The 23,508-nt window shown below is 59.8% G+C and carries 18 protein-coding genes; 12 read left to right on the forward strand and 6 right to left on the reverse strand.

The window, feature by feature from the left end:
- The first annotated feature begins 39 nt into the window (after window positions 1-39).
- The 4 genes from ACTJKE_RS22635 to ACTJKE_RS22650 are packed head-to-tail and all read left to right on the forward strand — an operon-like array spanning window position 40 to window position 4,313.
- Complete coding sequence (locus ACTJKE_RS22635) at window positions 40-660, forward strand: dual specificity protein phosphatase family protein (RefSeq protein ID WP_058321398.1); 621 nt, start codon at window positions 40-42, stop codon at window positions 658-660.
- Window positions 653-2,353: a metallophosphoesterase family protein gene (locus tag ACTJKE_RS22640; protein WP_440692512.1), complete on the forward strand. Its 1,701-nt coding sequence runs from the start codon at window positions 653-655 to the stop codon at window positions 2,351-2,353. Before ACTJKE_RS22635 ends, ACTJKE_RS22640 begins: the two co-directional genes overlap by 8 nt.
- 2 nt (window positions 2,354-2,355) lie before the next feature.
- On the forward strand, window positions 2,356-2,649 hold the full coding sequence (locus tag ACTJKE_RS22645) for a MurR/RpiR family transcriptional regulator (protein ID WP_058321400.1): 294 nt from the start codon (window positions 2,356-2,358) through the stop codon (window positions 2,647-2,649).
- Between the two features lie 17 nt (window positions 2,650-2,666).
- On the forward strand, window positions 2,667-4,313 hold the full coding sequence (locus tag ACTJKE_RS22650; RefSeq protein WP_440692514.1) for a Na/Pi cotransporter family protein: 1,647 nt from the start codon (window positions 2,667-2,669) through the stop codon (window positions 4,311-4,313).
- Between the two features lie 9 nt (window positions 4,314-4,322).
- On the opposite strand, the gene ACTJKE_RS22655 is transcribed toward ACTJKE_RS22650, so the two are convergent.
- Entirely contained in the window at window positions 4,323-5,312 is a 990-nt protein-coding gene (locus ACTJKE_RS22655) for a LacI family DNA-binding transcriptional regulator (protein WP_058327540.1), read from the reverse strand.
- Between the two features lie 591 nt (window positions 5,313-5,903).
- On the opposite strand from ACTJKE_RS22655, the gene ACTJKE_RS22660 reads away from it, so the two are divergent.
- From ACTJKE_RS22660 to ACTJKE_RS22690, 7 genes are all read left to right on the forward strand, one after another.
- Window positions 5,904-7,754 (forward strand): ABC transporter permease, encoded by a 1,851-nt coding sequence (locus ACTJKE_RS22660; RefSeq protein WP_440692516.1) that lies wholly within the window; start codon window positions 5,904-5,906, stop codon window positions 7,752-7,754.
- The gene (locus ACTJKE_RS22665; RefSeq protein ID WP_113399569.1) at window positions 7,754-8,884 is read left to right on the forward strand and encodes an ABC transporter ATP-binding protein; all 1,131 of its coding nucleotides are present in this window, start codon (window positions 7,754-7,756) and stop codon (window positions 8,882-8,884) included. Before ACTJKE_RS22660 ends, ACTJKE_RS22665 begins: the two co-directional genes overlap by 1 nt.
- Window positions 8,885-8,931: 47 nt before the next feature.
- Complete coding sequence (locus ACTJKE_RS22670; protein WP_058321403.1) at window positions 8,932-10,068, forward strand: ABC transporter substrate-binding protein; 1,137 nt, start codon at window positions 8,932-8,934, stop codon at window positions 10,066-10,068.
- 85 nt (window positions 10,069-10,153) lie between these two features.
- A complete protein-coding gene (locus tag ACTJKE_RS22675; protein WP_440692547.1) occupies window positions 10,154-11,233 on the forward strand; it encodes an ABC transporter substrate-binding protein in 1,080 nt (359 codons plus the stop codon).
- Window positions 11,234-11,302: 69 nt separating this feature from the next.
- A complete protein-coding gene (locus tag ACTJKE_RS22680) occupies window positions 11,303-12,400 on the forward strand; it encodes an ABC transporter substrate-binding protein (protein ID WP_440660993.1) in 1,098 nt (365 codons plus the stop codon).
- Window positions 12,401-12,470: 70 nt separating this feature from the next.
- Window positions 12,471-13,364 (forward strand): inositol monophosphatase family protein, encoded by an 894-nt coding sequence (locus ACTJKE_RS22685; protein WP_113399570.1) that lies wholly within the window; start codon window positions 12,471-12,473, stop codon window positions 13,362-13,364.
- 17 nt (window positions 13,365-13,381) lie between these two features.
- Complete coding sequence (locus tag ACTJKE_RS22690) at window positions 13,382-14,005, forward strand: dual specificity protein phosphatase family protein (protein WP_113399578.1); 624 nt, start codon at window positions 13,382-13,384, stop codon at window positions 14,003-14,005.
- A gap of 412 nt (window positions 14,006-14,417) precedes the next feature.
- Here the strand turns inward: ACTJKE_RS22690 and ACTJKE_RS22695 are convergent, their stop codons facing one another.
- Entirely contained in the window at window positions 14,418-15,410 is a 993-nt protein-coding gene (locus tag ACTJKE_RS22695; RefSeq protein WP_058327533.1) for a GNAT family N-acetyltransferase, read from the reverse strand.
- 627 nt (window positions 15,411-16,037) lie between these two features.
- Between ACTJKE_RS22695 and ACTJKE_RS22700 the strand changes: the two genes are divergently transcribed.
- Window positions 16,038-16,961: an NAD-dependent epimerase/dehydratase family protein gene (locus ACTJKE_RS22700; protein ID WP_058327532.1), complete on the forward strand. Its 924-nt coding sequence runs from the start codon at window positions 16,038-16,040 to the stop codon at window positions 16,959-16,961.
- A gap of 91 nt (window positions 16,962-17,052) precedes the next feature.
- On the opposite strand, the gene ACTJKE_RS22705 is transcribed toward ACTJKE_RS22700, so the two are convergent.
- From ACTJKE_RS22705 to ACTJKE_RS22720, 4 genes are read right to left on the reverse strand one after another with little or no spacing between them, the layout of a single operon-like run.
- Entirely contained in the window at window positions 17,053-18,915 is a 1,863-nt protein-coding gene (locus ACTJKE_RS22705; protein WP_440692519.1) for a hypothetical protein, read from the reverse strand.
- 6 nt (window positions 18,916-18,921) lie between these two features.
- Entirely contained in the window at window positions 18,922-21,447 is a 2,526-nt protein-coding gene (locus tag ACTJKE_RS22710; RefSeq protein WP_440692521.1) for a phosphotransferase, read from the reverse strand.
- Entirely contained in the window at window positions 21,447-22,289 is an 843-nt protein-coding gene (locus ACTJKE_RS22715) for a glycoside hydrolase family 16 protein (RefSeq protein ID WP_440692549.1), read from the reverse strand. Before ACTJKE_RS22715 ends, ACTJKE_RS22710 begins: the two co-directional genes overlap by 1 nt.
- Entirely contained in the window at window positions 22,279-23,367 is a 1,089-nt protein-coding gene (locus ACTJKE_RS22720) for a GNAT family N-acetyltransferase (RefSeq protein WP_440692523.1), read from the reverse strand. Before ACTJKE_RS22720 ends, ACTJKE_RS22715 begins: the two co-directional genes overlap by 11 nt.
- Window positions 23,368-23,508 lie beyond the last annotated feature (141 nt).

Genomic DNA, 23,508 nt, shown 5'->3' on the forward strand with positions numbered 1-23,508 from the left:
GGCCGAACGACGCGTTCGCCGCCCTAGAAGGAAACACCAATGAATGCACCGGTATACGCGCGCCCCGCAATCAGTCTGATCGCAAAGGGGCTCGGACCGCACAGCGCCGATCTCTATATCGGCGGTAGCGACGGCGCGCGCGACATGGATCTGCTCAAGCGCCACGGGATCACCATCGTCGTCAATTGCGCGGTCAACTTGGATATCAATCTGGTGCGCGAAGAGGAAATTGCAGTCAACGATGACCTCTGTGCGAGTGGTTACGCCGACATACGCTACTACAAGCTCGGCATGATTGACGGCGACGGCAGCCCGGACACGATGATGCTCGGCGCTTACTACATTCTCGATGGCGCTTTGCGCCAGACGATGCCGAAACGCTCAACCTACCCCTTCGTCGACGGCGGCAACATTCTGGTCAATTGCCGCGGCGGGCGAAGTCGCTCCGTATCGTTGGTGGCGCTTTTTCTGCACAAGCAACAGCCGCATCTGTTTCCAACGCTGGACGCCGCAGTCGCCCACATCCGGGAGCACCGCGAACTGAGGCCGGACGAATGGTTCGAGACGCCGAAGCCGATGCTGTACGAAGCGGCGAGGCGTGCCTCCGCCTGGATCGATCTCGTCGAAACATCCCGTGCGCAGGTCAATTCCAATGGCTGATTTGCCGCGGATCGCCGTCATTGCCGATGCTCACTTTCATGATCTTGAGGGCAACTTCGAATTTCCCGCCATCGAGGTCGATGGCGAGAGGGTTGCCATCAGAAGCTGGGCCGATACCCGCGAATCCACCCGCGTTTTCAACGAGAGTGCGAAGGCATTGGACGAGGCGCTTGCGGAGGTGGTTCGGCGCGACATCCGGCATGTCGTCCTTCTCGGCGACTACACGGATGACGGCCAAAGGCAAACCACCGAACGGCTGCGCGCCATCCTGGAGCGACACGAACGCGAGCACGATACGCGCTTCTATGCGCTTCCCGGCAACCACGACATCTTCGGCCCGAAGGGGCGCCATCACACGAAGCAGTTCCTTGGTGCGAACGCCGCGAGGGTCATTGTCACGAGCGACGGCGAGAAGGCTGGCCCTGGCACGTACGCAACGCCGCTGATGTACTGTGAGGGATATCCGAAGGGTCTCGCCCCCATGGCCGCGTTCGGATACTTCCGGAGGCCCGGCGACATCCATTGGGAGACGCCGTTCGGCACATCGGACAAGGCCGAGGACCGGCTATATCAGGTTTCATCCCCCGATGGCCGAAACAGCTACACGCTGATGGACGCTTCCTATCTGGTCGAGCCGGCGCCCGGCCTCTGGCTGATGATGATCGATGCCAACGTGTTCGAGCCGCGCGACGGAACGTTCGAGGAGGGCGGCGAGGCCGCCTTCGTCGACAGTACCGGCGCCGGCTGGAACGCACTGTTGAGGCTGAAGGCGTTCATCATCGAGTGGATCGCCGAGGTATCGGCGCGGGCCAGGAGGCTCGGCAAAACGCTTCTTGCCTTCTCGCATTACCCGGTGCTCGACCCCTTCGACGGCGCAACGGGAGCCGAAGGCGTGCTCTTCGGCGAGACCAACATTGCCCGCAGGACGCCACGCGAGGCCGTCGCGGAAGTGCTCATCGACGGCGGGATGACGGTGCATTTCAGCGGACATCTTCATGTCGAGGGCGTCACACGCCGAGAACGGGGCGGTCGGCAGCTCACCAATATTGCCGTGCCGTCGCTGGTGGCCTTTCCACCAGCCTTCAAGGTCGTCGAGTCATCCGCATCGGATTTCTTGGTTGAAACTATTGAACTGTATTCCACTGCTGTCGATCCGCGCATCCTGCACGGCTATCGCCGCGAAATGGCGCAACTGGAAGAAAACCTTGATCCCGCCTTTGATCCGTCTGACTACGGAGCGCTCCTGAAGGCGCACAAGCGTGCTCTGGTCCAGCACCGCTATTTCCCGAAGGAATGGCCGAAGGAAGTCGTCGACGAAATTTCCGGGCTCACTGTCGAAGGTGTCTGCGAACGCCTCGGTGGTCCCGGCACGATAACAGATGTGGTCGCGGCATGCGCGCTCGAAGATGCCGGTCAGTTGGCTCGCCTCGATATGCTCGAACTGATCGCCGATTGGTATTGCCTGCGGCAGGCCGCGGTGCTTGCACTCGACAAAATTTCCGCGCCACGCCTTTGGCTTTATCGCGCACTCGCTGAACGGTTTGGGCGCCCTCCGGAAAGCGGCTGGGATGGCTCGACGGACGGGTTCCTTTCGATCTTCTTCGGCGCGTTTGACGCCTTCCTCGATCGCGCCGAGGCTGGCGGTCTTCGCATCCGCATTGAGAACGCGTCCGCGAAAGAGGAGGCGGCCTGAACATGACGCATCAGTTGTCCTTCTGCGCGACCTCCACCGCCCCGCCTGCGACCTTCATCGAACTGCGAGAGTCCTGCCGCCTCGGCGTTCGGCGATTGAAGGGCGGGCGCCTCGAGGTGGCGAAGTTCGTGCTTGCTCACCCCTATGATGTCGCCTTTGCGAGTGCGCGCGAAGTGGCCGAACGCAGTGGTGTCTCGACGACGACCGTGATGCGCCTGGTCAGTGATCTTGGCTTCGAAAGCTACGCGGCCTTTCAGCGGCTCTTCCGGGCCGAGTTGATGCGCGGCAGACAGTAGCGTTCAGGGGAGAGGCCATGGATTCGGCGATCGTCAGCATCAATCTCTTCGGCGCCGTGGCCCTGCTTCTGTTCGGTCTCGGTCTGGTGCGTGACGGCATGCAGCGCGCCTTCGGTGCTCGCCTGAAGGCGGGTCTGGCGACCGGAACGCGCGATGGTCCGCGCGCCTTCTTTGCCGGCCTTGTCGCGACCGTCGCGCTTCAGAGTTCGACCGCCACCGCCCTCATGGTCGCGTCCTTCGTCGAGCGTGACCTCATCCTGCCCCGCATGGCGCAAGTGGTGTTGCTTGGCGCCAATGTCGGAACGGCAATGACTGCCTGGATCGTCGCAATGGGCGTGGGTTGGCTTTCGCCGCTTCTGTTGCTTTCTGGCGTTGTCGTGGGGCGTGGAAGCTCGAACGCACGCAAGGGGGCAGGTGCTGCCCTTGTGGGGATCGGGCTGATGTTGCTGTCGCTGCATCTGATCGGCGCCGCGACGGAGCCGCTTCGCACATCAGCCGCGCTTTCGGCCTTCCTCGCGCTGCTCGACAACGCCTGGCCGGTCGCCCTCATCATCTCCGCCGTCCTCGCCGTGCTTGCCTCGTCCAGCCTGGCGATCGTGGTGTTGATCCTCTCGCTTGCGGCGTCCGGGCACCTTTCGACAGGCCTGCTCATCGTCCTTGTGCTCGGCGCAAATCTTGGCGGGGCCGTGCCGCCGGTGCTGGCCACGCTGCATGCAGCGCCGAGCGCCAGGCGCGTTGCGGTTGGTAACCTGATCGTGCGGGCGGTCGGTTGCTTTCTGGCGCTGCCGCTCGCTGGCTATTCCGCCCAATTGCTCGAACTGTTGCCCCTGTCGCACGACAAGCTGCCGGTCGACGCGCATCTCGGCTTCAGTCTTGCGCTGGCGGTTCTGGCTGCTCCTTTTACTGGCTTGCTTTCTCGCCTAACCACGCGGCTTTTGCCGGAGCCGGCTAAAGCCGAGAATGGCCGGTCGTTTCTGGAACACAGCGATCTACAGACACCTGTTGCAGCCCTCGCTGGCGCCAGCCGCGAGGTCCTCGGCGTCGGTGACATGATCGAGCGCATGCTCGTGCAGGCAAACGACGCGCTACAGCAGACGGACATTTCCAAGCTGTCGACGATCAGTGCGCTCGAGGGGCGGGTCGATCGCGTTCAGCACGAAATCAAGGTGTATGTCTCCCGCGTGGACCAGACCGAAATCGGCGACCAGCACCGACGCCGGGCCACGGACATCGTCGACTATGCCATCAACCTCGAGCACATCGGCGACATCATCGAAAAGGGTTTGTTGGCCGAACTCGCGAAGAAGATCACTCGAGGCCTGACCTTTTCCCGCGACGGCCACGAAGAACTATCGCGGCTATTCGCGGTCACGATCGACAACCTGCGCATGGCGCAGGCGGTATTTGCCACGCGCGACAACGCCATGGCGCGGCGCCTTGTCGAAGCGAAAGAAGATGTTCGCAGATTGGAGCGGCAATCGGCCGAACGGCATCTCCAACGGCTACGCGACGGACGCGCCGAAAGCATCGAAACCAGCTCGCTTCATCTCGACATGTTGCGCGACTTGAAGCGCATCAATGCGCATATCGCGTCGGTTGCGCATCCGATCCTGGATCAAAGCGGACTGTTGATCGACAGCCGCATCAGGCCGGCGGCTTCTTGAGGAAATGGCTTAGCGTCTTGCCGTCTTGCGCTCGACCATCGCGACGGGCACGACCTGGAGACGGGTTTCGGCATCGTCGGAATCAAGCGCGGCCAGCACGTGATCGGTCAGCGCGGTAAAGGATTGCGCGACGGTGGTGAGCTCGTAGCTCTTCCAACTCGCCTGCGGAATATCGTCGAAGCCAACGACGGAAAGGTCGGCAGGGATGCGGCGATGCATCTCGGTACGCGCCGCATCTAGAAAGCCGAGGGCGAGCAGATCGGTGACGCAGAATGCGCCGTCAATGGCCTCATCTTTCAGCACCTCACAACCGGCCTGATAGCCACTCTCGTAACTTGTCGGGCCACCCGACCAGGCAACGACTTCAACGCCTGCCGTAGCCATCTTCTGCTTGAAAGCCGTTGCCCGACGAACCTGCGCCGGTGTCTGACTGCCGCTTGAAATGACCGCGACCTTCTTGCACTGCGCCTCAATCAACCGAACGGCCGCGAGATCGGCGCCACGGGAATCGTCGCTCAAGACCATGCTCGTATCGGTGCGTTCGAGTTTCTGGTTGATGAGGATCAACCTAACGCCGTTCGCGATGCACTGGTCGACGATCGATTCCGGCGGCTCTCCGGAAAGAACCACGATGGCCTGCGCGCGGAACTCGAAGAGCAGTTCGATCAGCGGCGCGATATCCTTGCGGGCATCCGCGGCATTGAGTAGCAGGCACTGCAAACCCTTTCGCAAGAGGCCGATGCTCAGCAGATCGAGCTGTTTCGAAATGAAGGGTGAGCTGAGGTTGGCGCCGACGACACCGATCAGGTTCGATCGGTCGTTGTTCAAGCCTTGCGCCAGCCGGTTGACACGGTAGCCGAGCTCCCGGGCAGCCTTCAAAACCTTGCGCCTCACGGACTGGGAAACGCTGGCTCCGGGTGTAAAGGTCCGAGAGACCGCCGAGCGCGAGACGCCCGCGCGCTTTGCGACTTCCTCGGCCGTCACGAACCCTCTTGCCATGCCTTCCCCCTTGAATCAGACATTTCCATCAGGGCCATAAAAGCTGCCCCATTCCAACGAAAAAGTGCAAGCAATCGCTTAGGACCGACGGTCCTCGGTTCCCGCTCGACAGCCCCTATCCACGGTACTTTTACCTCCGCGCTCGCCATTGATCGTAGCCCCGGAAAGACCCTTCGATAGGCGATTGATCACGTGTTCTAAAACGAATAGCCAATCATCAAAAAAATATCAATTAAAACAGATGGATAAATCATTGCGCACGTGTGCATTTTTTTTATTGACAAGATTAAGTCGCCGTTGGATCATGCATTCCACAGCCGGAGAGTTTTTGGAATATTTGTTCCGTCTGTGTCGCGACAATGGCGGCGCCTTTGAGGAGTTGGAGCTGTCGTTTTGGCAGGGCGTTCGTACCTGTCCGCGAGTGGGGAGGATTGGAGCCGGGCGGGTGCGGTATCTTGTGTCCGTGTGCGGCGCTGCGCGCGCTGCGTAGAGCGAAGCGCGAACTCTGCTTTCCCCATCAATATTACTGGAGCGCTGCCCGGCGTCGATCGCCGCGACAGATTGCGCATGTCGAGTTCCGAGGGGAAGAGCATGGCCTTATTGAGTGAAACAGCCAAGGCGCCGACAGTGCCAGATTGCGCGATCGCGCCGACGCCATGGCAGCGCTGGCGCTATCGCGCGAAGGTCGCTTCCCGAGAGCCGACCACATTGATCGGAATCCTGACGGCTCTTCTGTTCACCTATCTGATCGTCGTGCCGATCATTTCGATCGTCTTGGATTCAGTTCGGGTTCAGTTCGGTCACGAGCGGCGGCTCGGCAAGGATTTTGGTAATCTGACGCTCTACTATCTTGATCGTGCGTTCCTTTCACCTGTTTCGGTTGATCTCTTCTGGCGGCCCCTCCTGAACACCCTGTCGGTCGCCCTCGGGGCCATCAGCCTGTCGCTACTGATCGGGACTGTGCTCGCATGGTTGATCAGCCGAACAGATATGTTTGGGCGCCGCTGGTTCGCGACCGCGCTCATAGTGCCGTACATGCTGCCAGCCTGGACCTTCGCGCTCGCCTGGACGACGCTCTTCAAGAACAGGACGGTTGGCGGCCAACCAGGGTGGTTCGAGGCGATGGGGCTGACGCCGCCCGATTGGGTCGCCTATGGTCGCTTCCCGATCATCGTTATCCTGGCGCTGCACTATACGCCGTTCGTCATCCTGCTGTTTGGTTCGGCTCTTCGCCGTTTCGACTCGCAGCTCGAAGACTCCGCGCGCATCCTGGGAGCCAAGCGTTACCAGGTGGCGATCCAGATCATCCTGCCGCTGATGCGCCCGGCGCTGCTGTCCTCCATGGTGCTGATCTTCGCCAAATGCCTCGGCGAGTTCGGCGTACCCTATGTCCTCGGCCTGCCGGTCAAGTTCGAAGTGCTCTCGACGTCTCTCTTCCGCAGCATCGCCTCCCGTCAGACGGGCGTTGCCGGTGTCGTCGCGGCCTCGATCATGCTGATCGGCATCATTACCCTGATGATCGACGCCCGGCTTGTCCGCGAAGCCAGACGGTTTGTCACCGTCGGCTCGAAGGGCTCGATGAACCGCCAGAGCCGGCTTGGTAAGTATCGTCTGCCGGCGACGGGTTTCGCCGCGCTTATCTTCCTGCTGAGCGTCGGGTTGCCGCTGCTCACCCTGTTCCTGTCCACCATCATGAAGCTGCCGGCACAGTTTACACTCGACAACTTCACGCTCGACTACTGGATCGGCCGTGATCTCAACACCGTGGCGCTGCAGACAGGCATACTCTTGAGCCCGGACCTCTGGGCTGCCGCCAAGAACACGCTCATGATCGTCGGTCTTGCCTCGCTGACCTCCGGCATCCTCGGCCTGCTCGTCGGCTATGTCGTCATCCGCACACCGGTCAAAGCGCTGTCGGTCTATCTGCGCCAGGTGACCTTCCTGCCCTATCTGGTGCCCGGCATCGCCTTCGCCGCCGCCTACCTCTCCCTCTTCGCCGTGCCGCGTGGGCCAATGCCCGCTCTCTACGGCACGGTCACGATCCTGATCCTGGCGCTGATTGCCGACCAGATGCCCTATGCCTCGCGCGCCGGTATTTCCGCCATGACCCAACTCGGCAAAGATCCCGAAGAGGCCGCCCAGATCGCCGGCGCCGGCTGGTTCCGACGGATGATCTCGATCGTCATCCCGATCCAGAAGGGGTCGCTCGTCACCGGCGTGCTGCTGCCGTTCATCTCCGGCATCAAGGGGCTGAGCCTCTTCGTCATCCTCGCCGTGCCGAGCACTGATGTGCTGACGACCTACTCGCTCAGGCTCGTCGACTACCACTACACCCAGGCGGCAAACGCGGTCGTGCTGATCATCGCCGCCATCGCCTATCTCGGAACCCTGGCAGCCCAGAAGCTGACCAAGACCAACCTCGCAGAAGGACTCGGAAGCTGATGCCCACCATCAATCTCAGCGGTGCTCAGAAGAACTATGGCGTGAATTCCGCCAATGCCGTTTCGAACCTTGACCTCGAAATCCGCGACGGTGAGTTCATGTGCCTGCTCGGGCCGTCCGGCTGCGGCAAGACCACGACGCTGCGTATGATCGCCGGCCTCGAAAACCTCTCCGATGGAGAAATCCGCATTGGCGAGCGTGTGGTCGACTCGGTCAGGGCAGGCGTGTTCATACCGCCGGAAAAGCGCGAGATGGGGCTTGTTTTCCAGAGCTACGCGCTGTGGCCGCATCTAACCATCGAACGCAATACCGACTTCGGTCTGCGCCTGCGCAAGCTGCCGAAGGAAGAGCGGGAGCAGCGGGTAGAGAAGGTCATGCAAGCGCTCGACATCGCCAAATATCGCGACCGCTACCCCTCGCAGCTTTCCGGCGGCCAGCAGCAGCGTGTGGCGCTTGCCCGGATGCTCGCGGTCAATCCGGGCGTGCTTCTGCTCGACGAGCCGCTCTCCAACCTCGATGCGCGGCTGCGTCTCGAAATGCGGGCGGAGCTCAAGCGCATCCACAAGGAATTCAAGACGACGATCGTCTTCGTGACCCACGACCAATGGGAAGCGATGACGCTGGCGACGACGATTGCCGTCATGAACGAAGGCACGTTGCAGCAGATGGGCACGCCGAACGATATCTACGACCGCCCCGCCAATCGCTTCGTTGCAGAATTCGTCGGCAGCCCGCCGATCAATATCCTGACCTTCGGATCGTCCGCATCGGCGATGTCGCGGGCCGCCGCAGCCTATCTCGGCGAGCGCTATCCGTCGTTGCGCGGCGTCGGTTCGGCCGGCATCCGGCCGGAAGCGATCGGCTACGCGACAAAGGGCGGGGATGTTCCGGCCGGAAGCTTCACAGGTGAGATGACGGTGACGGGCGTCCTGCCGACCGGCGGCAGCTGGATCCTTGAACTCAGGAACGAAAACGACACGCTGTTCCTGACAACCAATGCGCTCCCGCGCGTCGAGACCGGATCCAGGGTCGATTTTTTTGCGCCACCCGATGCGCTGCACCTCTTTGACAAAGACGGCCAGCGCATCGCCGAAGCGGACGCGCTTCTGCGCGCGAGCACGCTGAACTAAGGCGCCACAGCGATAAACCGAAACACGCTCTGAGGGAGGAACAGACGATGCAATTTCGGAAGACTGACAGGACAAGACGGGCAATCAGACGCGCGTTGCTGGCATCGGCCATCGCCACACTGGGTGGCCCGGCGCTGGCGGAGGAGCCGTTCGATCTCAACGCGCTGATCGAGGCTGCGCGCAAGGAGCCGCCGATCACGGTCTACGACAGCACCGGCAAAATCGTCGAAATGGCCAAGGCCTTTGCCGAGAAATACGGTGTGGGCGCCGAGGGTTCCAAGGTCAAGGCGACAGCACAGCTCGAGATGATCATTCGCGAAGCCCGGGCCAACAATATCCAGGGCGATGTCTCGATCATCAGCGACGCGCCGGCCGCGATGGCGCAGCTCATTCCGCAGGGCTTTGCCGAGAGCTGGCTGCCGCCGGACCTCGCATCGAAGATTTCCGCGCAATACCACGACCCGCTCACCGTGGTCACCAGCGCCAATGTCTGGGCCTACAACACCGAACTCTTCGACAAGTGTCCGGTCACGAACATCTGGCAGCTGACCGGACCGGAATGGAAGGGCAAGGTCGCGATGCAGGACCCGCTCGGCAAGGCGTCCTATGTCGACTGGTTCAACCAGATGGCCAAGCACGGCGACGACAAGGTTGCCGCCGCCTATAAGGAACTCCATGGCAAGGACCTTCAAACCGACGACGGCAGTGCAACCGCCGCCTGGGTGAAGGCGCTTGCCGCCAATGCTCCGCTCCTGACCGATGCCGATGCGGCGGCTGCCGATGCCGTCGGGGCGCCCGGTCAATCGCAGCCGTTCATGGGACTGATGAGTTCCGCGAAGTTCCGTGACAATGCCGAGAAGGGCATGAAGCTCGGGCTTTGCAAGGACCTGAAGCCGTGGCTCGGCTGGATGTATCCGGGTGTCGGACTGATCACAAAGGGCACCAACAGCCCGAACGCCTCGAAGCTCTTCATCCACTATGTGATGACCGCCGAAGGCATCGCCCCGCAGGCCGAAGACGGGAAGATGTCGACGAACAAGGATGTCTCGCTGCCTGCCGACGAACCGTCCGGCATCGGCGCCGTCCTCGACCAGGTCATGCCTTATGAGATGTCGACCAGCCTCGACGACTGGGACGCGCGCGAAACCTGGCAGGACCTCTGGCGCATCAACTACCAGAAGTGAAGCGAGATCCGAGGATAATTTTATGAGCACTCAAATCATGGAGTCCCGTCGGCTCGGAGCGGTTGTGTCCGTCACCGCCTTGGGTATGGCGGCCGTTATATCCTTCGCTTCCGCAGCCAAGGGCGAGGAAATCTTCGATCTTGAAGCGACGATCGCGGCGGCAAAGAAAGAACCGCCGATCACGGTCTATGCCGTGACCGGCAAAATCGTCGATACTGTCAAAGACTTCACCGAAAAATACGGAATTGAAGCAAATGGCAAGAAGGTAAATGAGGCGACGCAGGTCGAACTCATGATCCGCGAGCATCAGGCGGGCAACGCCGTCGGCGATGTCAGCCTCGCCATGGATGTTGCTTCCGCAGTTGGGCAGATTCTTCCCGAGGGCATCGCCACCAGCTGGACGCCGCCCGATCTTGCGGGTGACATTGCCGAGACGTCGCGCAACCCGTTGGTGGTCGTCTCCGATCCGCACGTGTGGACCTACAACACGGAGAAGTACGAGAAATGCCCCATTACCAACATCTGGCAGCTGACCGAGCCGGAATGGAAGGGGAAGGTCGCGATGATCGATCTGTTCGACAAGCCGCTCTATGCGGATTGGTTCAATCAGATCGCTGCTCATCGCGACAACGACGTCGCGCGCGCCTATGAGGCGCACTACGGCAAGACGCTCGATAAGCAAGGCGAGAGCGCAACGGTCGCTTGGGTCAAGGCATTTGCCTCAAATGGCCCGCTGCTCGCCGATTCATCAACCGTGGCCGAGGCCGCAGGTGCGCCCGGTCAGGCCGAGCCGTTCTTTGCGATTACCTCGACTGCAAAGTACCGGGAGAATGTCACCAAGGGACTGAAGCTCGGTATTTGTGCCGGTGTCGAGCCGTTCACGGGCTTCCTTTATCCCGGCTTTGGCTTGATCGCCGCCCAGACGAAGAGCCCGAACGCGGCGAAGCTTTTTGTTCGGTATCTCATGACCGCCGAGGGGATCGCGCCGCAGACCGTTGACGGAAAGGTCTCCGGCAACAGGACGATTGCCCTGCCTGCGGACGAGCCTTCCGGCGTCTCCAAACACCTCGGTGAACTGATGGTCTTTGATGCCGCGACGGCCGATGACGATCTCCAAAAGCGCGAAACCTGGCAGGACCTCTGGCGGATCAACTACCAGAAATAGCTTCGTGAATTTGAAACGGTCTCCTTGGGAGGGGAAGCCATGAAAAAAGGCAACAGCAAGTTTCTTGCAATGGGGGTGGCGTTTGCCGCCCTTGCGACTGCCGTCGCAGTTGAGGCGCGCGCCGAAGAAGCCTTCGATCTCGAAGCGTTGGTCGAGGCTGCGAAGAAGGAAAAACCGATCAACGTCTATGACAGTACAGGCAAGATCGTCGAAATGGCCGAGGCCTTCACCGCAAAATACGGGGTCAAGGCAACGGGCGTGAAAGTGTCGGCAAACAGCCAGCTGGAGATGATCATCCGGGAGGCGCAGGCCGGCAATGTCCAGGGCGACGTCGCGCTGATCACCGATGCACCCGCCGCGCTGGCGCAGCTTCTGCCGCAGGGCTTTGTCGAAAGCTATCTGCCCGGTGATATGAAGGAAAAAATACCGGCGGCCTTCCAGAGCCCTCTGGCGATTTCGACCAATGCCAATGTCTGGGCCTATAACACCGAGGCCTATGACAAATGCCCCATCAGCAACATCTGGGAACTGACGGAGGCGAAATGGAAAGGCAAGATCGCGCTCGTCGATCCCCTGACCAAGAGTACCTATACCGACTGGTTCAACCAGTTGGAGAGACACGCCGACGCCAAGGTCGCGGAGGCCTACAAGGTCCACTTTGGAAGGGACTTGGAGACGAGTGAAAAGAGCGCCGCGGCGGCATGGATCAAGGCGCTCGCCCAGAACGGACCGCTCGTCACGGATGGCGACGACCCGGTGGCTGAAGCGGTTGGCGCCGCCGGCCAGAAGGAGCCCTTCTTCGGGCTCCTGAGTTCGGCCAAGTTCCGCGACAATGAAGGCAAGGGCTATAAGCTCGGGCTGTGTACGGAACTCCAGCCATGGGTCGGTTGGACCTACACCAAGCTCGGCCTGGTCGCGACAAAGACCGCAAGCCCGAACGCCGCAAGGCTCTTCATCCATTACGTGCTGACGGAAGAGGGGATTGCGCCGCAGATGAAGGACGGCAAGCTGCCGACCAACTCCGATATCAAGATGCCGGCGGACGAGCCGTCGGGGATCATGGAAGTGGCGGACCGCCTGTTCCCCTACGATGCCGCAACCGGTCTTGAGGATTTTGACCGGCGCGAGGAATGGCAGGACTTCTGGCGAGTGAACTACGGGAAATAGAAACTTGGGCTCGGCGCTGCCTCACGAATGCGGGTCGCGCCGGCCGTTTCTGAATGAACGGAAAGAGAGCATGGATAACGCCTATCCGCAGGCAAGCCAGAGCCGATCGGACGATGCCGGCCGACTTGGCCGCTCGCGTCATCTGATGAAGATTGCCGAGGGCGCTGCCCGCGCCGTCGGACCGTCGCTGATTGCCGCCTTTCGGGCCGAAATGGCGGTCGATTACAAGCGCGACCTGCATGATATCGTGACGATACATGACAGGAATGCCGAGGCGTTGATCCGCGACGTCATCTTCGCGAACGAACCGAACTCCACCATGCTTGGCGAGGAAGGAGGCCAGATCGGCAAGGGTGACATCCAGTGGTATGTCGACCCGATCGACGGAACGGCCAATTTCGCCAGAGGGCTTGCTTTCTGGTGCGTGTCGATCGCCGCGGTCGAAGCCGGGGCCGTCGTGGCAGGGGTCGTCTACGACCCGGTCGCCGACATGCTCTTCGCGAGTGATCTCGAGCGCTCCTATTTGAATGGGCACGTCATCGTCTCAAAGTCGGTCAGCGATGAAAACCGTGCGACCTTGATCACAGGATATCCCGTTTCCAGGGACTTTCGCCTCGATGGGCAGGATGTCGCGCTTCGCCGCTTCGGCGATCTGGTCGAGACCTTCTCGACGTTGCGAAGGCCCGGTAGCGCCGCGCTCAGCATCGCGCATGTGGCCGCGGGCTTCGCCGATGCCGCCGCCGGCTTCGGTGTCAATGCATGGGACGTGGCGGCCGCCACGCTGATCCTGAAGAACGCCGGCGGCCGCTATGTGCCTCTGACCCTAGGCAAGGTGCCGGCCGGTTCCCCCGATTATCTGTGCCCCGGTTACGTCGCATACGGCGCCGGCGCGGATTATCCGACCTTGAACCGTGTCGCCATGGCCATTTCGGATGGCCGTGTTGCTAAAGTCCTCGCACCATGACTGCCTATGAGGAAATCATGCAAATTAGCGCGACCGACACCCCAACAACCGAAAAGACCAGCAGCGTGTTGCCAAAGCTCAGCCTCATATACGCCAAGCATCCGGCCTATGGTGTCGACATCTTCATCGCGGGCAAGGAGGGGGCGAGCGATCTCGATCTCCTGCGCAGCAATGGCATTACCGCCGTCGTCAACTGCGCGGTCAACCTGGATTTCAATTTCGTCCGCCAACCGCAACTCGTCTCGGATCATCGCAACAGTGTCCATGGTCCGGGTGAGATCCGTTACTACAAGGTCGGGCTGATTGACGGGGACGGGAATCCGGATACCCAGATGTTGGCAGCGTACTATATCCTACGCGCTGCGCTGGAGCAGATCCTGCCGGAAAAGCCGTCCTACCCAAGGCGCGAGCGCGGTGGGGTTCTCGTCAATTGCCGCGGCGGGCGTTCGCGGTCCGTAGCCGTCGTGTCGCTGTTTCTGCATCTTACACTACCCGAGCAGTTCCCAACCCTGGATGCCGCGATCGACTTCGTTCGTGATAGGCGCAACCTTCCTGAAGAGGAATGGTACAGGGCACCAAAGCCCGTGTTGACGGAAGCGGCGCGGCGCGCGGCCGAATGGGCACGCGCAATTGGTTGCTGATACACCAAGGACGATGGCCTCGACACTCGCGCGAGTCCCGGGAGAAAGCTGACAAATCGGGGCCTGCGAAGTGGCGTGTGTGCGAATGACGGTGGAGCACGCTGCGGGACGCGGCGGCCCCGCAGAGTGCCGTTACGACCGAGGCGTCACTTGAACGCCGCCGACGACTTCGATCAGCGTGTCGCCGCCAAGATCGGCAACGCCGACAGTTGCGCCGGTGGGCAGCTCCTCGGGAGCCATCCGGGCCTTCCATTTGGCATCCATTTCCGGCTTGCCGAGATCAAATGCCGATTTGTTGGTGCGCTCGCGGCGATTCAATGCGTATAAGTGACGCAAACCTGTGCCCCATTTAACGGCCCCCGGCACATTCTCGTTAAATGGGCGGGGCGCGGTGAACGGGACAAACGCGGATTCAGTCCTTGAAGCCGATCGCTCGCTTGACGCCTGATTTAAGCAGGTATTCGGCTCGGGAAATCGGGAATCGCTCGATGAATATCTCGGAGTAGTCGTAGTGTGTCGCGCCAAAGCGCTCCTTGAAATGTGAAAGTGAGGCCGAATTGCCACTCTCGCCAAGGTGATAGAAACGGCAGCCCGCCCGGCACGCATCTTCGATGGAGAGCTTTTGAAGGAGATCGTTGGCGCGCGACGTACCCAATGCAACCCGGTCGATTGCGCCGCGTGCGTCGTTCACATTCTTCCCCATCAAGACCAGGGACGCTGCAACGGGTTGTCCGTTCACCCATGCTGCCCAGACCTTGCAGGATGCTCCGAGCGCCTCCTGAATCCGATAGAGCTTTTTGATGGGATCCCGTCTCCCAAAGCGAAACTTCGCCAGCCAGTGCGGTTCGTTGTGCTGTTCGGCCCATCTCTTGACGGACGTCTCAAGCAAGCTGTGGAGCAACGGGATCAACTCGCCGCTGCTGCTGCTCTTAACGACAACGGCCTCCCTCTCGGCCTTGCGAATACTGACCCTTGTCGCCTTGGTGAAGAGCTTGCTGTAGACGTGATCGAAACCATCCTTGAGATCGATAACGTGCGCGCGTCGCGGTTTCGTCATCAGACCCAGGCCGCCCGCCGCTTCGGACCATCGTTTTCCCTGTAATGGGTTGGGCCTGATCCGAATGCTGAGGAAACGCAAAGCCATGAGATCCTTCAGGACTTCCCTGAGGTGGCGGCTGGTCGTGTTCTCGCAGCATACAGCCCCGCCCATACCGCAACCATCGGGATACGATCCCGCAACAAGGTCCACGGGACCAATGGCCGTCACGGTCACGAGCGGAACTAGGATCTGACACCCGTCTTCGAACTGGTAGTAGCGGCTGATGTCCCTGAGCCTGCCCTCAGCGCAGATTGCATTGTTCCACTCTGGCGATTGATAAGGCATCGCCTCCGGATCATGGTTCATCAATTGCCTCCACGCGTCACGCGGGGCGGGGCTTGTGACGCGATAGCAAATCGTGGGTGCGATCCGGTTGTCGTAAGTGTGTTGCATTGGCCCAATACGCAAGAAGAGTGGACACGCAAGAACAAGAAAATTATTTTATGCAAATAAATCGCGTGGAATCCGACACTTAAGCGTCGGTCCGCGAAGAAGCTAAAACCCATAATTCACTTCGGCAGTACAAATTTCCGCGTGATATATATTACGTATGTTTTAATTTAAGGAAAGAGGGCGCAGACTACATTCGCGCGCCCCCCGGCACGGAGTAAACCCACAACTAGTTTGCGACCAGGAACGGCCCTCAAGTTTCGGCAGCCAGGAATTAGCGCTTCGCATGGCGTCGCGACGAGTACATATAGACGGGGACCCGCTCTCGACGCCCGCTACCTGGACGCGAGTAGCAAGGATGTGGGGGCATCGGTGACTTGACTGCTGGGCAGCGAAAATGGAGGATTGAATAGAGACGTTGAGAGCGTCGGTGGTGGCGCAGAGACACCAAATATTGGTTTCGTTCGCAACTCATTTGCGCGTTCTGGTTGGCTAATTGCCGCGACAACTTTCGCCGAGACCAAATGTCATGGGGGAAACGGGTTGAAAACGATCTTGGTTACCGGGGGGGCAGGGTTCATCGGTGCGCATCTGGCGCGGCGATTGCTGGAAACTGGCCGCGAGGTTGTGGTGCTGGATGACCTCAGTTCAGGAAAGCGTGACAATGTGCCGAAGGCAGCCACGTTTATTAACGGTTCTATTCTGGATAAAGAGGTCGTTCGCGGTGCGCTTTCCGGTGTCGATGCCTGCATTCACCTGGCCGCCGTCGCTTCCGTCGAAAAATGCAATCGAGAGCTGACGCATTCTCACGCAATCAACATTACCGGGTTCCTAAATCTGGTTGAGGAAATTGCGAAGTCTGGCACCAAGCGAACAGTAGTCTACGCCTCCTCAGCCGCCGTTTACGGCGCGAGCCAGAACCTGCCGCTCTCGGAGGAAGGCAAGTGCGTTCCGCTTTCGCCCTACGGCGCCGACAAGCTTTCGTGCGAATTGCACGCCCGAGCCGCCTACGAAGTCTATGGTCTCTCGACGACGGGCCTTCGCTTCTTCAACGTCTTTGGACCGGGCCAGGATCCGCAGTCACCCTATTCCGGCGTGATCACCAAATTTGCGCAGCGGCTGGGAAACAACGAGGACATCGTGATCTACGGCGATGGCATGCAGACCCGTGATTTCGTTTACGTCGCCGATGTCGTCGAGGCGCTTATCCGATCAGCGGAGCGGATTCCGGACGGTGCTCGGATCTTAAATGTTTGCAGCGGTGTCGAGACATCGATCAATGAGCTCGCGCGGATCATGATCGAAGAAACCAGGTCTCAATGCGCAATCAGTTACGTGGACGGACTGCTCGGCGAAGTCAGGCGTTCTCAAGGGTGCACCCAAGCGCTCCAGGCAGAGCTCGACCATCGATGCCGCACGGATCTTCGCGCTGGACTGGCACAGTTGCTTACGCAAGGGCGGCAATAGCCTGAAAGGCCTTGTTGCGGCCCCCACGCATGACTACACCATAATGTGCGCTCCGATCCGACACACCTATCTGATGTTGGTTGAGCTCCGCTCAATGGTACCGATTGTCGCGGGCGCTGCCGTCCGCAGTCGCGGGCAGTAAGCGAAATACTTTCGCATTGGTCGATGCCCGCACCAGCTTAAAGCGAGGCGAGGTCAGCAGGTCCCGTTCGATGTGGTCGAAGTCGCCCGGCCGCAACTGCCCGTTGGCTTCAAGAGAAGCTTTCTGGCTGCGTGTGAGAATCACGTAGGCGTCACGCCATTGGGGACTGTCCATCCACCGCAAAAAGACACCTGATGGGTCGGCGGCAATTTCTTCTCGCGTTGACTTCGCTTCCAACGAAATCGCCAAATAGTAGAAATTCTCGTAGTTCATGAACTGCGACGGGTAGCTACGCGAACCTTCGATGAGGAGTGTGTCCTCAGGAGCTGTGCGATAGAGCCATTCGGCCACCGCGACCTCATCTTGCGCAAAGCGGTATTCGCGGTCCTTGCCATTGTTTGCGAATAGGAAACCGATGGTCGAAAAAAGAAGCACGATAGCAAGCGGCAGGAAGACATAGGCCGGCTTTCCCGCCCGCGTCGATGGAAAGAACGCGGCGGCAGCGAAGAAGGCAAGGAAGGGCGACGCAAAGAGGTAAACGCGAAATATCGACTCTCCGCCATACGCAACCGCTATCAGCGGCATTGGTGAGAGCAAGAGTGCGGCGGCGGTGAGGTCCCAGTGGCCATTTAAGAGCCGACGCAAACCGCCGAGGAGCGCAAGGACTATGACGCCTGCCGAAAGCGCGCGCCCGAACAAAACCACCCATGCACGTTCGGCACTCACGTCGGCCACATTCGCGAGCTTGCTGGTGGCTTCTGACAGCGTACCCATGCTGGCCAGTTCGCTCAAAATTTGCTCGTAGACAAAGGGGGCCGCTGGCCAGAGAAGCCATCCAATTTCAGCGACGATAGCAAACACCAGATAGGCGGGCGAAAGCCATCCGAGGACAGTCAGCGATACCGTCGCAAGGATGATCATGAGAGGCGTCAGCTGATGCGTGACCACGACCACGCAAATGAGCACCATCGCCAGCAACGCGGAGAAGGTACGCACAAAGCGGCTGCCCGTCCAGGAAGGTAGCCCGATGGGGCGTGAGACAGGGCCGAGCACATACAGAAAACCAGGTCGTCGCGCCGCCCATGTCGTTTCGCGTTTGCGCAAGGGGCCAAGAAATAGGCCCATGAGAATGAGGTAACAAAGAAATGTAACGCCTTGCGGCGAAAAATAGTCCTGGCCGACCCAGTTGGCGACTACGAATAGCCAACAGGCCGTCAGTTGTAGGCGGCGATCTGCGGACAAGCGTTTGGCAATTCCCAGAAACGCCCCGACAAGCCCGAGCGTGAGGACCGGCGGGGTGAAGCTTACGATTGGTGCGAGATCGACCGATCTCAAGCCGAAGCGGTCGGCCAACCAAGCCGTCGCCGCGAACAGCCCGGGCCAATTGTGATAGGCCGCGAGGAAAGATGCATTTCGGTCAACGGCTCCATAACGTTGGATGTAGTCGACGACGCCGAGGTGCTTCCAGGCCCAGGAATAGCGCAATGTTCCGTAAACGATCGGCGGGGTCGCGTGAAGGACGATGACGAGCGCGATCAGATAGAAGACGGGTAAGGGGCCAGCGGTACGCCCAGCACATACCAGCCAGGCAAAACCTGCTGCTAGCAACGCCAGTGACAGAAAGAAGCTCCTGGGCAAAACCGAAACCAAGCCCACGTCGGTCATCCGATCGGGCTCGATCGCAGGCAACGATATCGCCCAAAGGAGGAGCGTCGCAAAGAGTATAGCGGCGAGGGCTACGCCATATCGCTTGGAGACTGTGTCAGCGCCTGTGTTCAATGGCATGTCTTCGACGCGGGCAAGAACGGTCATTACCTGTTACCCCCTCTTCGTGGAGCCGGCAGGAATGGGGTAGGACGACGTCGCGCTTGTCTTGCGCTTTTGTCTGCGGAGGCAGCCGATCGCAAGTATGTGCGGTGCCGCGTTCACCTTACCGCCGTACCAGGCCAGGACCAGGTCGATGTTGACCGCCAGCCATAGCGCCTTATCAGCAAAACAAGATGATTTGGTCAAATTGGTCGCAATGTGGTGCCACCACGCCAACCCGCAAAGCGCGCGCAACACGGCGGGGTCCGTAAGTGCACCGTAGCTCTCCTCAAGTGTGGCACGCATTGGTGCCATGGCCTTCACCTCCTCGGGTGACAATTGCGGCACTTCCAAAAAACGGCGTACAACGAAACCCAGGTCTTCGCCGCTGCGCAATGCGCGCGCGGTCAGCAACAGGAAGATGACATCAAGGCCGGGCGGGGTATCCTGGGTGGCCGTCTCCCAGTCAATAATTGCACTCAAGCGGACATCAGCTTCATCTGGGCCGGACGTGAAAAGCAAGTTTCCGGGGGCGAAATCGCCATGGCCGAGACTGAGAGACAACGAACGACCGCTCCAGAACTCGCGTTGCTGCGCCTGAAAGACAGCAAGTGCCTCTGCGCGCGACGCCGGGCCGAGCAAATGCGATTGCGATGCGCACACAATATCGGAACCATAATAGAGCCAGCTTTCCAGCCAATCCTGGTTGATTACCCCTTTTGTTCCTGTGCGCGAGTGCATTATGTGGATGGCGTCTATCGCTTGGGCGAGTGCGGAAGGGTACTGTTCAGACTTGGCAAAAACCGAACGACCGTCGGCACCCGGCAACGCGCGCTCCGCGAGCTTCGCTCCTGATGGGTCAACAGAACTCGCGATAATCGTTGAAACCGCAAAATCAAGGTGTCGGAACGCGGGATTGGTGGCGAGTTCACGGCTGCGTTCGATGTGGCGGGTAACTGCTCGGTGCCCCTCTGGCGAGGTCGATGCCTTGAAGACGAGGAGTTCGTTCGCAGCGTCATCCGTCCGGAACATGCCTGTTCGTACGTCGCTTTCACGGAAAAATTCCCGCACGGACTGCGCAGCTGGCATTGCAAGCCCGGTGGCGGCACAGAAGCTCGCAATTGACGCCTCGAGTGGCGGCGCTGAATGCCGCCGCGGTGCGACATTGCTCCAGATCCGCGCCAGCGACGATAACAAACGCAATGTAAGATCGATCCGACCGGACGGTCCGAGACGGCGCGACAGGTCGCCTAACAGGCCGACCGTCGTTACGCTGTGGGCGATCAGCCACGCGGCCGCCATCCCTAGAGCGCCATAGGCTGCGACAAGCGGAGTGCCAAGACCAAGCACTACGACTAACGTTACGACTTGTGCCAGTGCAACAACTTGTGTCCGACCCGTCGCACGGTGGACGGCGAGAACGAGCGTGACGAGGCTCCAAGGCAGGCAGGATATAGCGAGTAGGCGCAGCAGCGTCGAGTTTGTAAACGAGACATCGATACCGAGCACCGTCAACAGAAGTGGCGCGCCTATGATCAAAACCAACACAACAGCTGCCAATGGCGCGATCGTGTAGAGCAAGGCATCTACGGCGAGCCGATGCAATTTCGACTTATCGAACGCGATTTCTGCCAACAGGGAGACGCCCATCGAACGGCTGATCAAATAGACCCCGTAGACGATTTCCCAGCTGATATAATAGACAGCCAGATTGGCCGAGCCGCCATAATGCAGGACGACGAGAGGCGCGATGCCCATTGCCGTCATTGAGGCGAGCGTACCCAGATAGTCCCACCCAAAATATCGAGTGAGCGCCCTGCGGTCAGCTCTCTGGGACTCGCCGTTGATGCGGTGTTGCGGAATAAAACGGATAAAAATCAGCCAGTTAATGCCGGCCAACAAGAGTGGCAGCGGCAAGATCCACGCCGCATAGAGGCCAGCACCGAGAATGGATGAGCCTGCAAATAGCGTAAGCAACAAAAGCTTGGCAACGGCGAATATGGCGTTTTCAATGGGCACGACCGTCGCCCGCCGCAAACCCGCTAACACGCTATCCTGTAGGGCAAAGAGGGTCCAGGCGACCGTTGCGACCACGAAGGCTGCGGCTGAGATGGGCTGCTCTCGCAGGAAACCCAATTCGGGTGTGATACGGGAGATGAAAATGATGGCGAGCGTGGAAAGAAAAGCCGCTGCGATGGCGGCTAATGCATAGGCCCAAAGCACCAGACGCCGGACGCCCTCCTTCGCTGTCGCAGGTAGATAGCGGTTCAGAAAGTTGCCCATGTTGAGCTGCGAGATGTTTCCAAGCGCCAGCATGGTAGAGATGAGTGCTGCCCCAAGCCCGACTTGTTCGGGGGAGTAAAAGCGGGAAGCCAGGCCCCAGAAGGCGAGTCCGAGCACCGAAGTGAGCCCGGCGCTCGCGATTAGCGCGTAGCCATTTTTTAGGAGTGACGATTGGGCAAGCGCAGCCAACGCGGGATAGGCCCGCGAGACTCGGGCCATGAAGTTGATGTGGTCGTGGTTGTTACGCTGCAACATCAGCCGTCGTCCCGCTGCCAGATACGTACGTAGTCGACGAGGTATGCGGAGGGAAATTTCGTAGTCTTCGATGGAGCCCCCGCCCACTCACCGCCAACAGCCAGATTGAGGAGCAGGTACATCTCTTCACTCGATATCGTCGGGACGTCCGTGTGTCGCCAGACCTCCTTGCCGTCGAGGTACCAAATGATCTTGTCCGCGTCCCAGGTCAGACTGTAGACGTGCCAGTTCGCCGTCAAGTCTGATGTCTCGACGTCCTTCCCGACGCTCTTCTTCTCAGAGGCCGCGTCAAGGTAATGATAGTGCATTCGCAACGTGGAAGATGAATCGCCCAGAACCTCCATAATATCGATTTCCGGACGGGATTTGCGTGTCTCCGGCAGAAGCCATATCGCGGCCCAGAGCCCCTTGCCCGCGGGAACTTTTGCCTTGACTTCAACGTGGCCGTAACGGAACCGAACACGCGAGGGACGAGGCAGTTCGTCGTAGTCGCGCCCCGTGGTGACGATGCCGGAGGTGTAGTCGAAAGTCCGGTCTTCGATGCCCTTGGCCTTTTGTCGTCGAGCAGTGAGCCGCAAAAGTCCTTCGGACATAGTGACGTTTTCTGGTCGGTACCATTGCAGTTCGGCATTGCCGAGATTGGTACAGCCGTCCTTGTTCCACCAATAACAGGTGGTCCACTTTTCCCGGTCAAGTTCGGGTCCGTCGAAGCTATCTTCAAAGATCAGCCGCCACGAACCTTTGGCAGCGATCGGAACCGGTCCGTCAGCACGCGCCGCCGATATTGCGAGACAGAGAGACAAGAGTATGGCGGTAATGGTGATCGATTGCCTAAGATGCATCACGAAACCCCACCACGCGTTTGACTGTGCTTCGGGCGAAACTGTCGAGGCTTGCGAGGGGAAGTCGCTCATAGCGGTATTCCGCATAGGGGACGGCGACCGCGCCGAAGCGAGATTTGAATTGGGCGAGCGAAGCGGAATTCCCAGTCTCGCCCATATGATAATGTGTACTGCCGAGCCGGCAGGCATCTTCGATTGCCCGGGCTTGAAGCAGGTATGTGGCGCGGCTTTCGCCCGCGAGCTCCTCATCAATCGCGCCGCGCGTGTAATGGGCTTGGTGATGCATGAGCACTAATATTGCGGCAACGGGCCGGCCGTTGATGCGCGCCACATAGAGCCGAAAAGCCTCGCCGAGATGGCTCGCCATTTCGGCGAACTTTGAGCGAGGATCACGGCGCAACCCACGGAAGCGTGCAAGTACTGCAGGTTCATGCTGCTTGCGCGCCCAACGCAACAACGAAAGTTCGAGCAGGCTGTGAAACTCATCGATCAGTCGAGCGCTGTTACCTGCTTCCACCTCAACGCCACATTTTTGGGCGCGTCGGATGTTAGTTCCAGCATTAGAGCGAAAGCGCGCCCGTACAACCTCAATCCCTCCGGCCAAGTCAACGACATGCGCCATACGGGGAATGGTCGTCCAGCCAGGGCGGACAACCTCAGCCCAGATAGTCGCTAAAAGAGGGTTTGGTCGGATTTTAAGTCCGACATAGGGCAACGTCTCAAGATGAGCGAGAACGCAACGCAACTTGTCAGGCGAAATTCCCTGGTCAGAAAGCGGGCCACCGAACCCCCAGGCCGGCGGTGGCGACCAGGCGTAACGCAATGAGGCGACACCCTTGGTAAATAGGGGCAATACCGCTTGGGCACCGTCGGCGAAATGGAAGTGCTGTGGGCTGCATCGGTAGTTGCCGCTGGCAGTGACGGCTTGTGCCCATTGGTGCGATTGGCTGACGAGCGCGGTCCGGTCACTTTGATAGAGGTCAAGCCAAACGGCATCTGAGGCCGGCCCACTTGATTGGATGAGGTGACCAAAGGCGTTAGGGCCGATCGGTTGCGTTGATGCCGTCTCCAAACTCATACAGCCGATCCAGCGCTTCCCTCATGGTCGTTCATCGGTGCGTTTCACAAGCATAGGACGAATAAGCAGGAAATGAAATGCCCGAGAATGATCTCTTAGGGGGCGTGCATCTTCACAATTTTGTGCTTTACTAATGTAGGA

The sequence above is a fragment of the Ensifer sp. 22521 genome (assembly GCF_052044795.1).
GTDB lineage: Bacteria > Pseudomonadota > Alphaproteobacteria > Rhizobiales > Rhizobiaceae > Ensifer.

Coding starts and splice junctions, on each gene's coding strand:
- ACTJKE_RS22665 (WP_113399569.1), top strand. CDS start 7,754: ATGCCCACCATCAATCTCAGCGGTGCTCAGAAGAACTATGGCGTGAAT.
- ACTJKE_RS22640 (WP_440692512.1), top strand. CDS start 653: ATGGCTGATTTGCCGCGGATCGCCGTCATTGCCGATGCTCACTTTCAT.
- ACTJKE_RS22695 (WP_058327533.1), bottom strand. CDS start 15,410: ATGAACCATGATCCGGAGGCGATGCCTTATCAATCGCCAGAGTGGAAC.
- ACTJKE_RS22670 (WP_058321403.1), top strand. CDS start 8,932: ATGCAATTTCGGAAGACTGACAGGACAAGACGGGCAATCAGACGCGCG.
- ACTJKE_RS22690 (WP_113399578.1), top strand. CDS start 13,382: ATGCAAATTAGCGCGACCGACACCCCAACAACCGAAAAGACCAGCAGC.
- ACTJKE_RS22650 (WP_440692514.1), top strand. CDS start 2,667: ATGGATTCGGCGATCGTCAGCATCAATCTCTTCGGCGCCGTGGCCCTG.
- ACTJKE_RS22705 (WP_440692519.1), bottom strand. CDS start 18,915: ATGACCGTTCTTGCCCGCGTCGAAGACATGCCATTGAACACAGGCGCT.
- ACTJKE_RS22720 (WP_440692523.1), bottom strand. CDS start 23,367: ATGAGTTTGGAGACGGCATCAACGCAACCGATCGGCCCTAACGCCTTT.
- ACTJKE_RS22685 (WP_113399570.1), top strand. CDS start 12,471: ATGGATAACGCCTATCCGCAGGCAAGCCAGAGCCGATCGGACGATGCC.
- ACTJKE_RS22710 (WP_440692521.1), bottom strand. CDS start 21,447: ATGTTGCAGCGTAACAACCACGACCACATCAACTTCATGGCCCGAGTC.
- ACTJKE_RS22655 (WP_058327540.1), bottom strand. CDS start 5,312: ATGGCAAGAGGGTTCGTGACGGCCGAGGAAGTCGCAAAGCGCGCGGGC.
- ACTJKE_RS22635 (WP_058321398.1), top strand. CDS start 40: ATGAATGCACCGGTATACGCGCGCCCCGCAATCAGTCTGATCGCAAAG.
- ACTJKE_RS22680 (WP_440660993.1), top strand. CDS start 11,303: ATGGGGGTGGCGTTTGCCGCCCTTGCGACTGCCGTCGCAGTTGAGGCG.
- ACTJKE_RS22645 (WP_058321400.1), top strand. CDS start 2,356: ATGACGCATCAGTTGTCCTTCTGCGCGACCTCCACCGCCCCGCCTGCG.
- ACTJKE_RS22675 (WP_440692547.1), top strand. CDS start 10,154: ATGGCGGCCGTTATATCCTTCGCTTCCGCAGCCAAGGGCGAGGAAATC.
- ACTJKE_RS22715 (WP_440692549.1), bottom strand. CDS start 22,289: ATGCATCTTAGGCAATCGATCACCATTACCGCCATACTCTTGTCTCTC.
- ACTJKE_RS22660 (WP_440692516.1), top strand. CDS start 5,904: ATGGCCTTATTGAGTGAAACAGCCAAGGCGCCGACAGTGCCAGATTGC.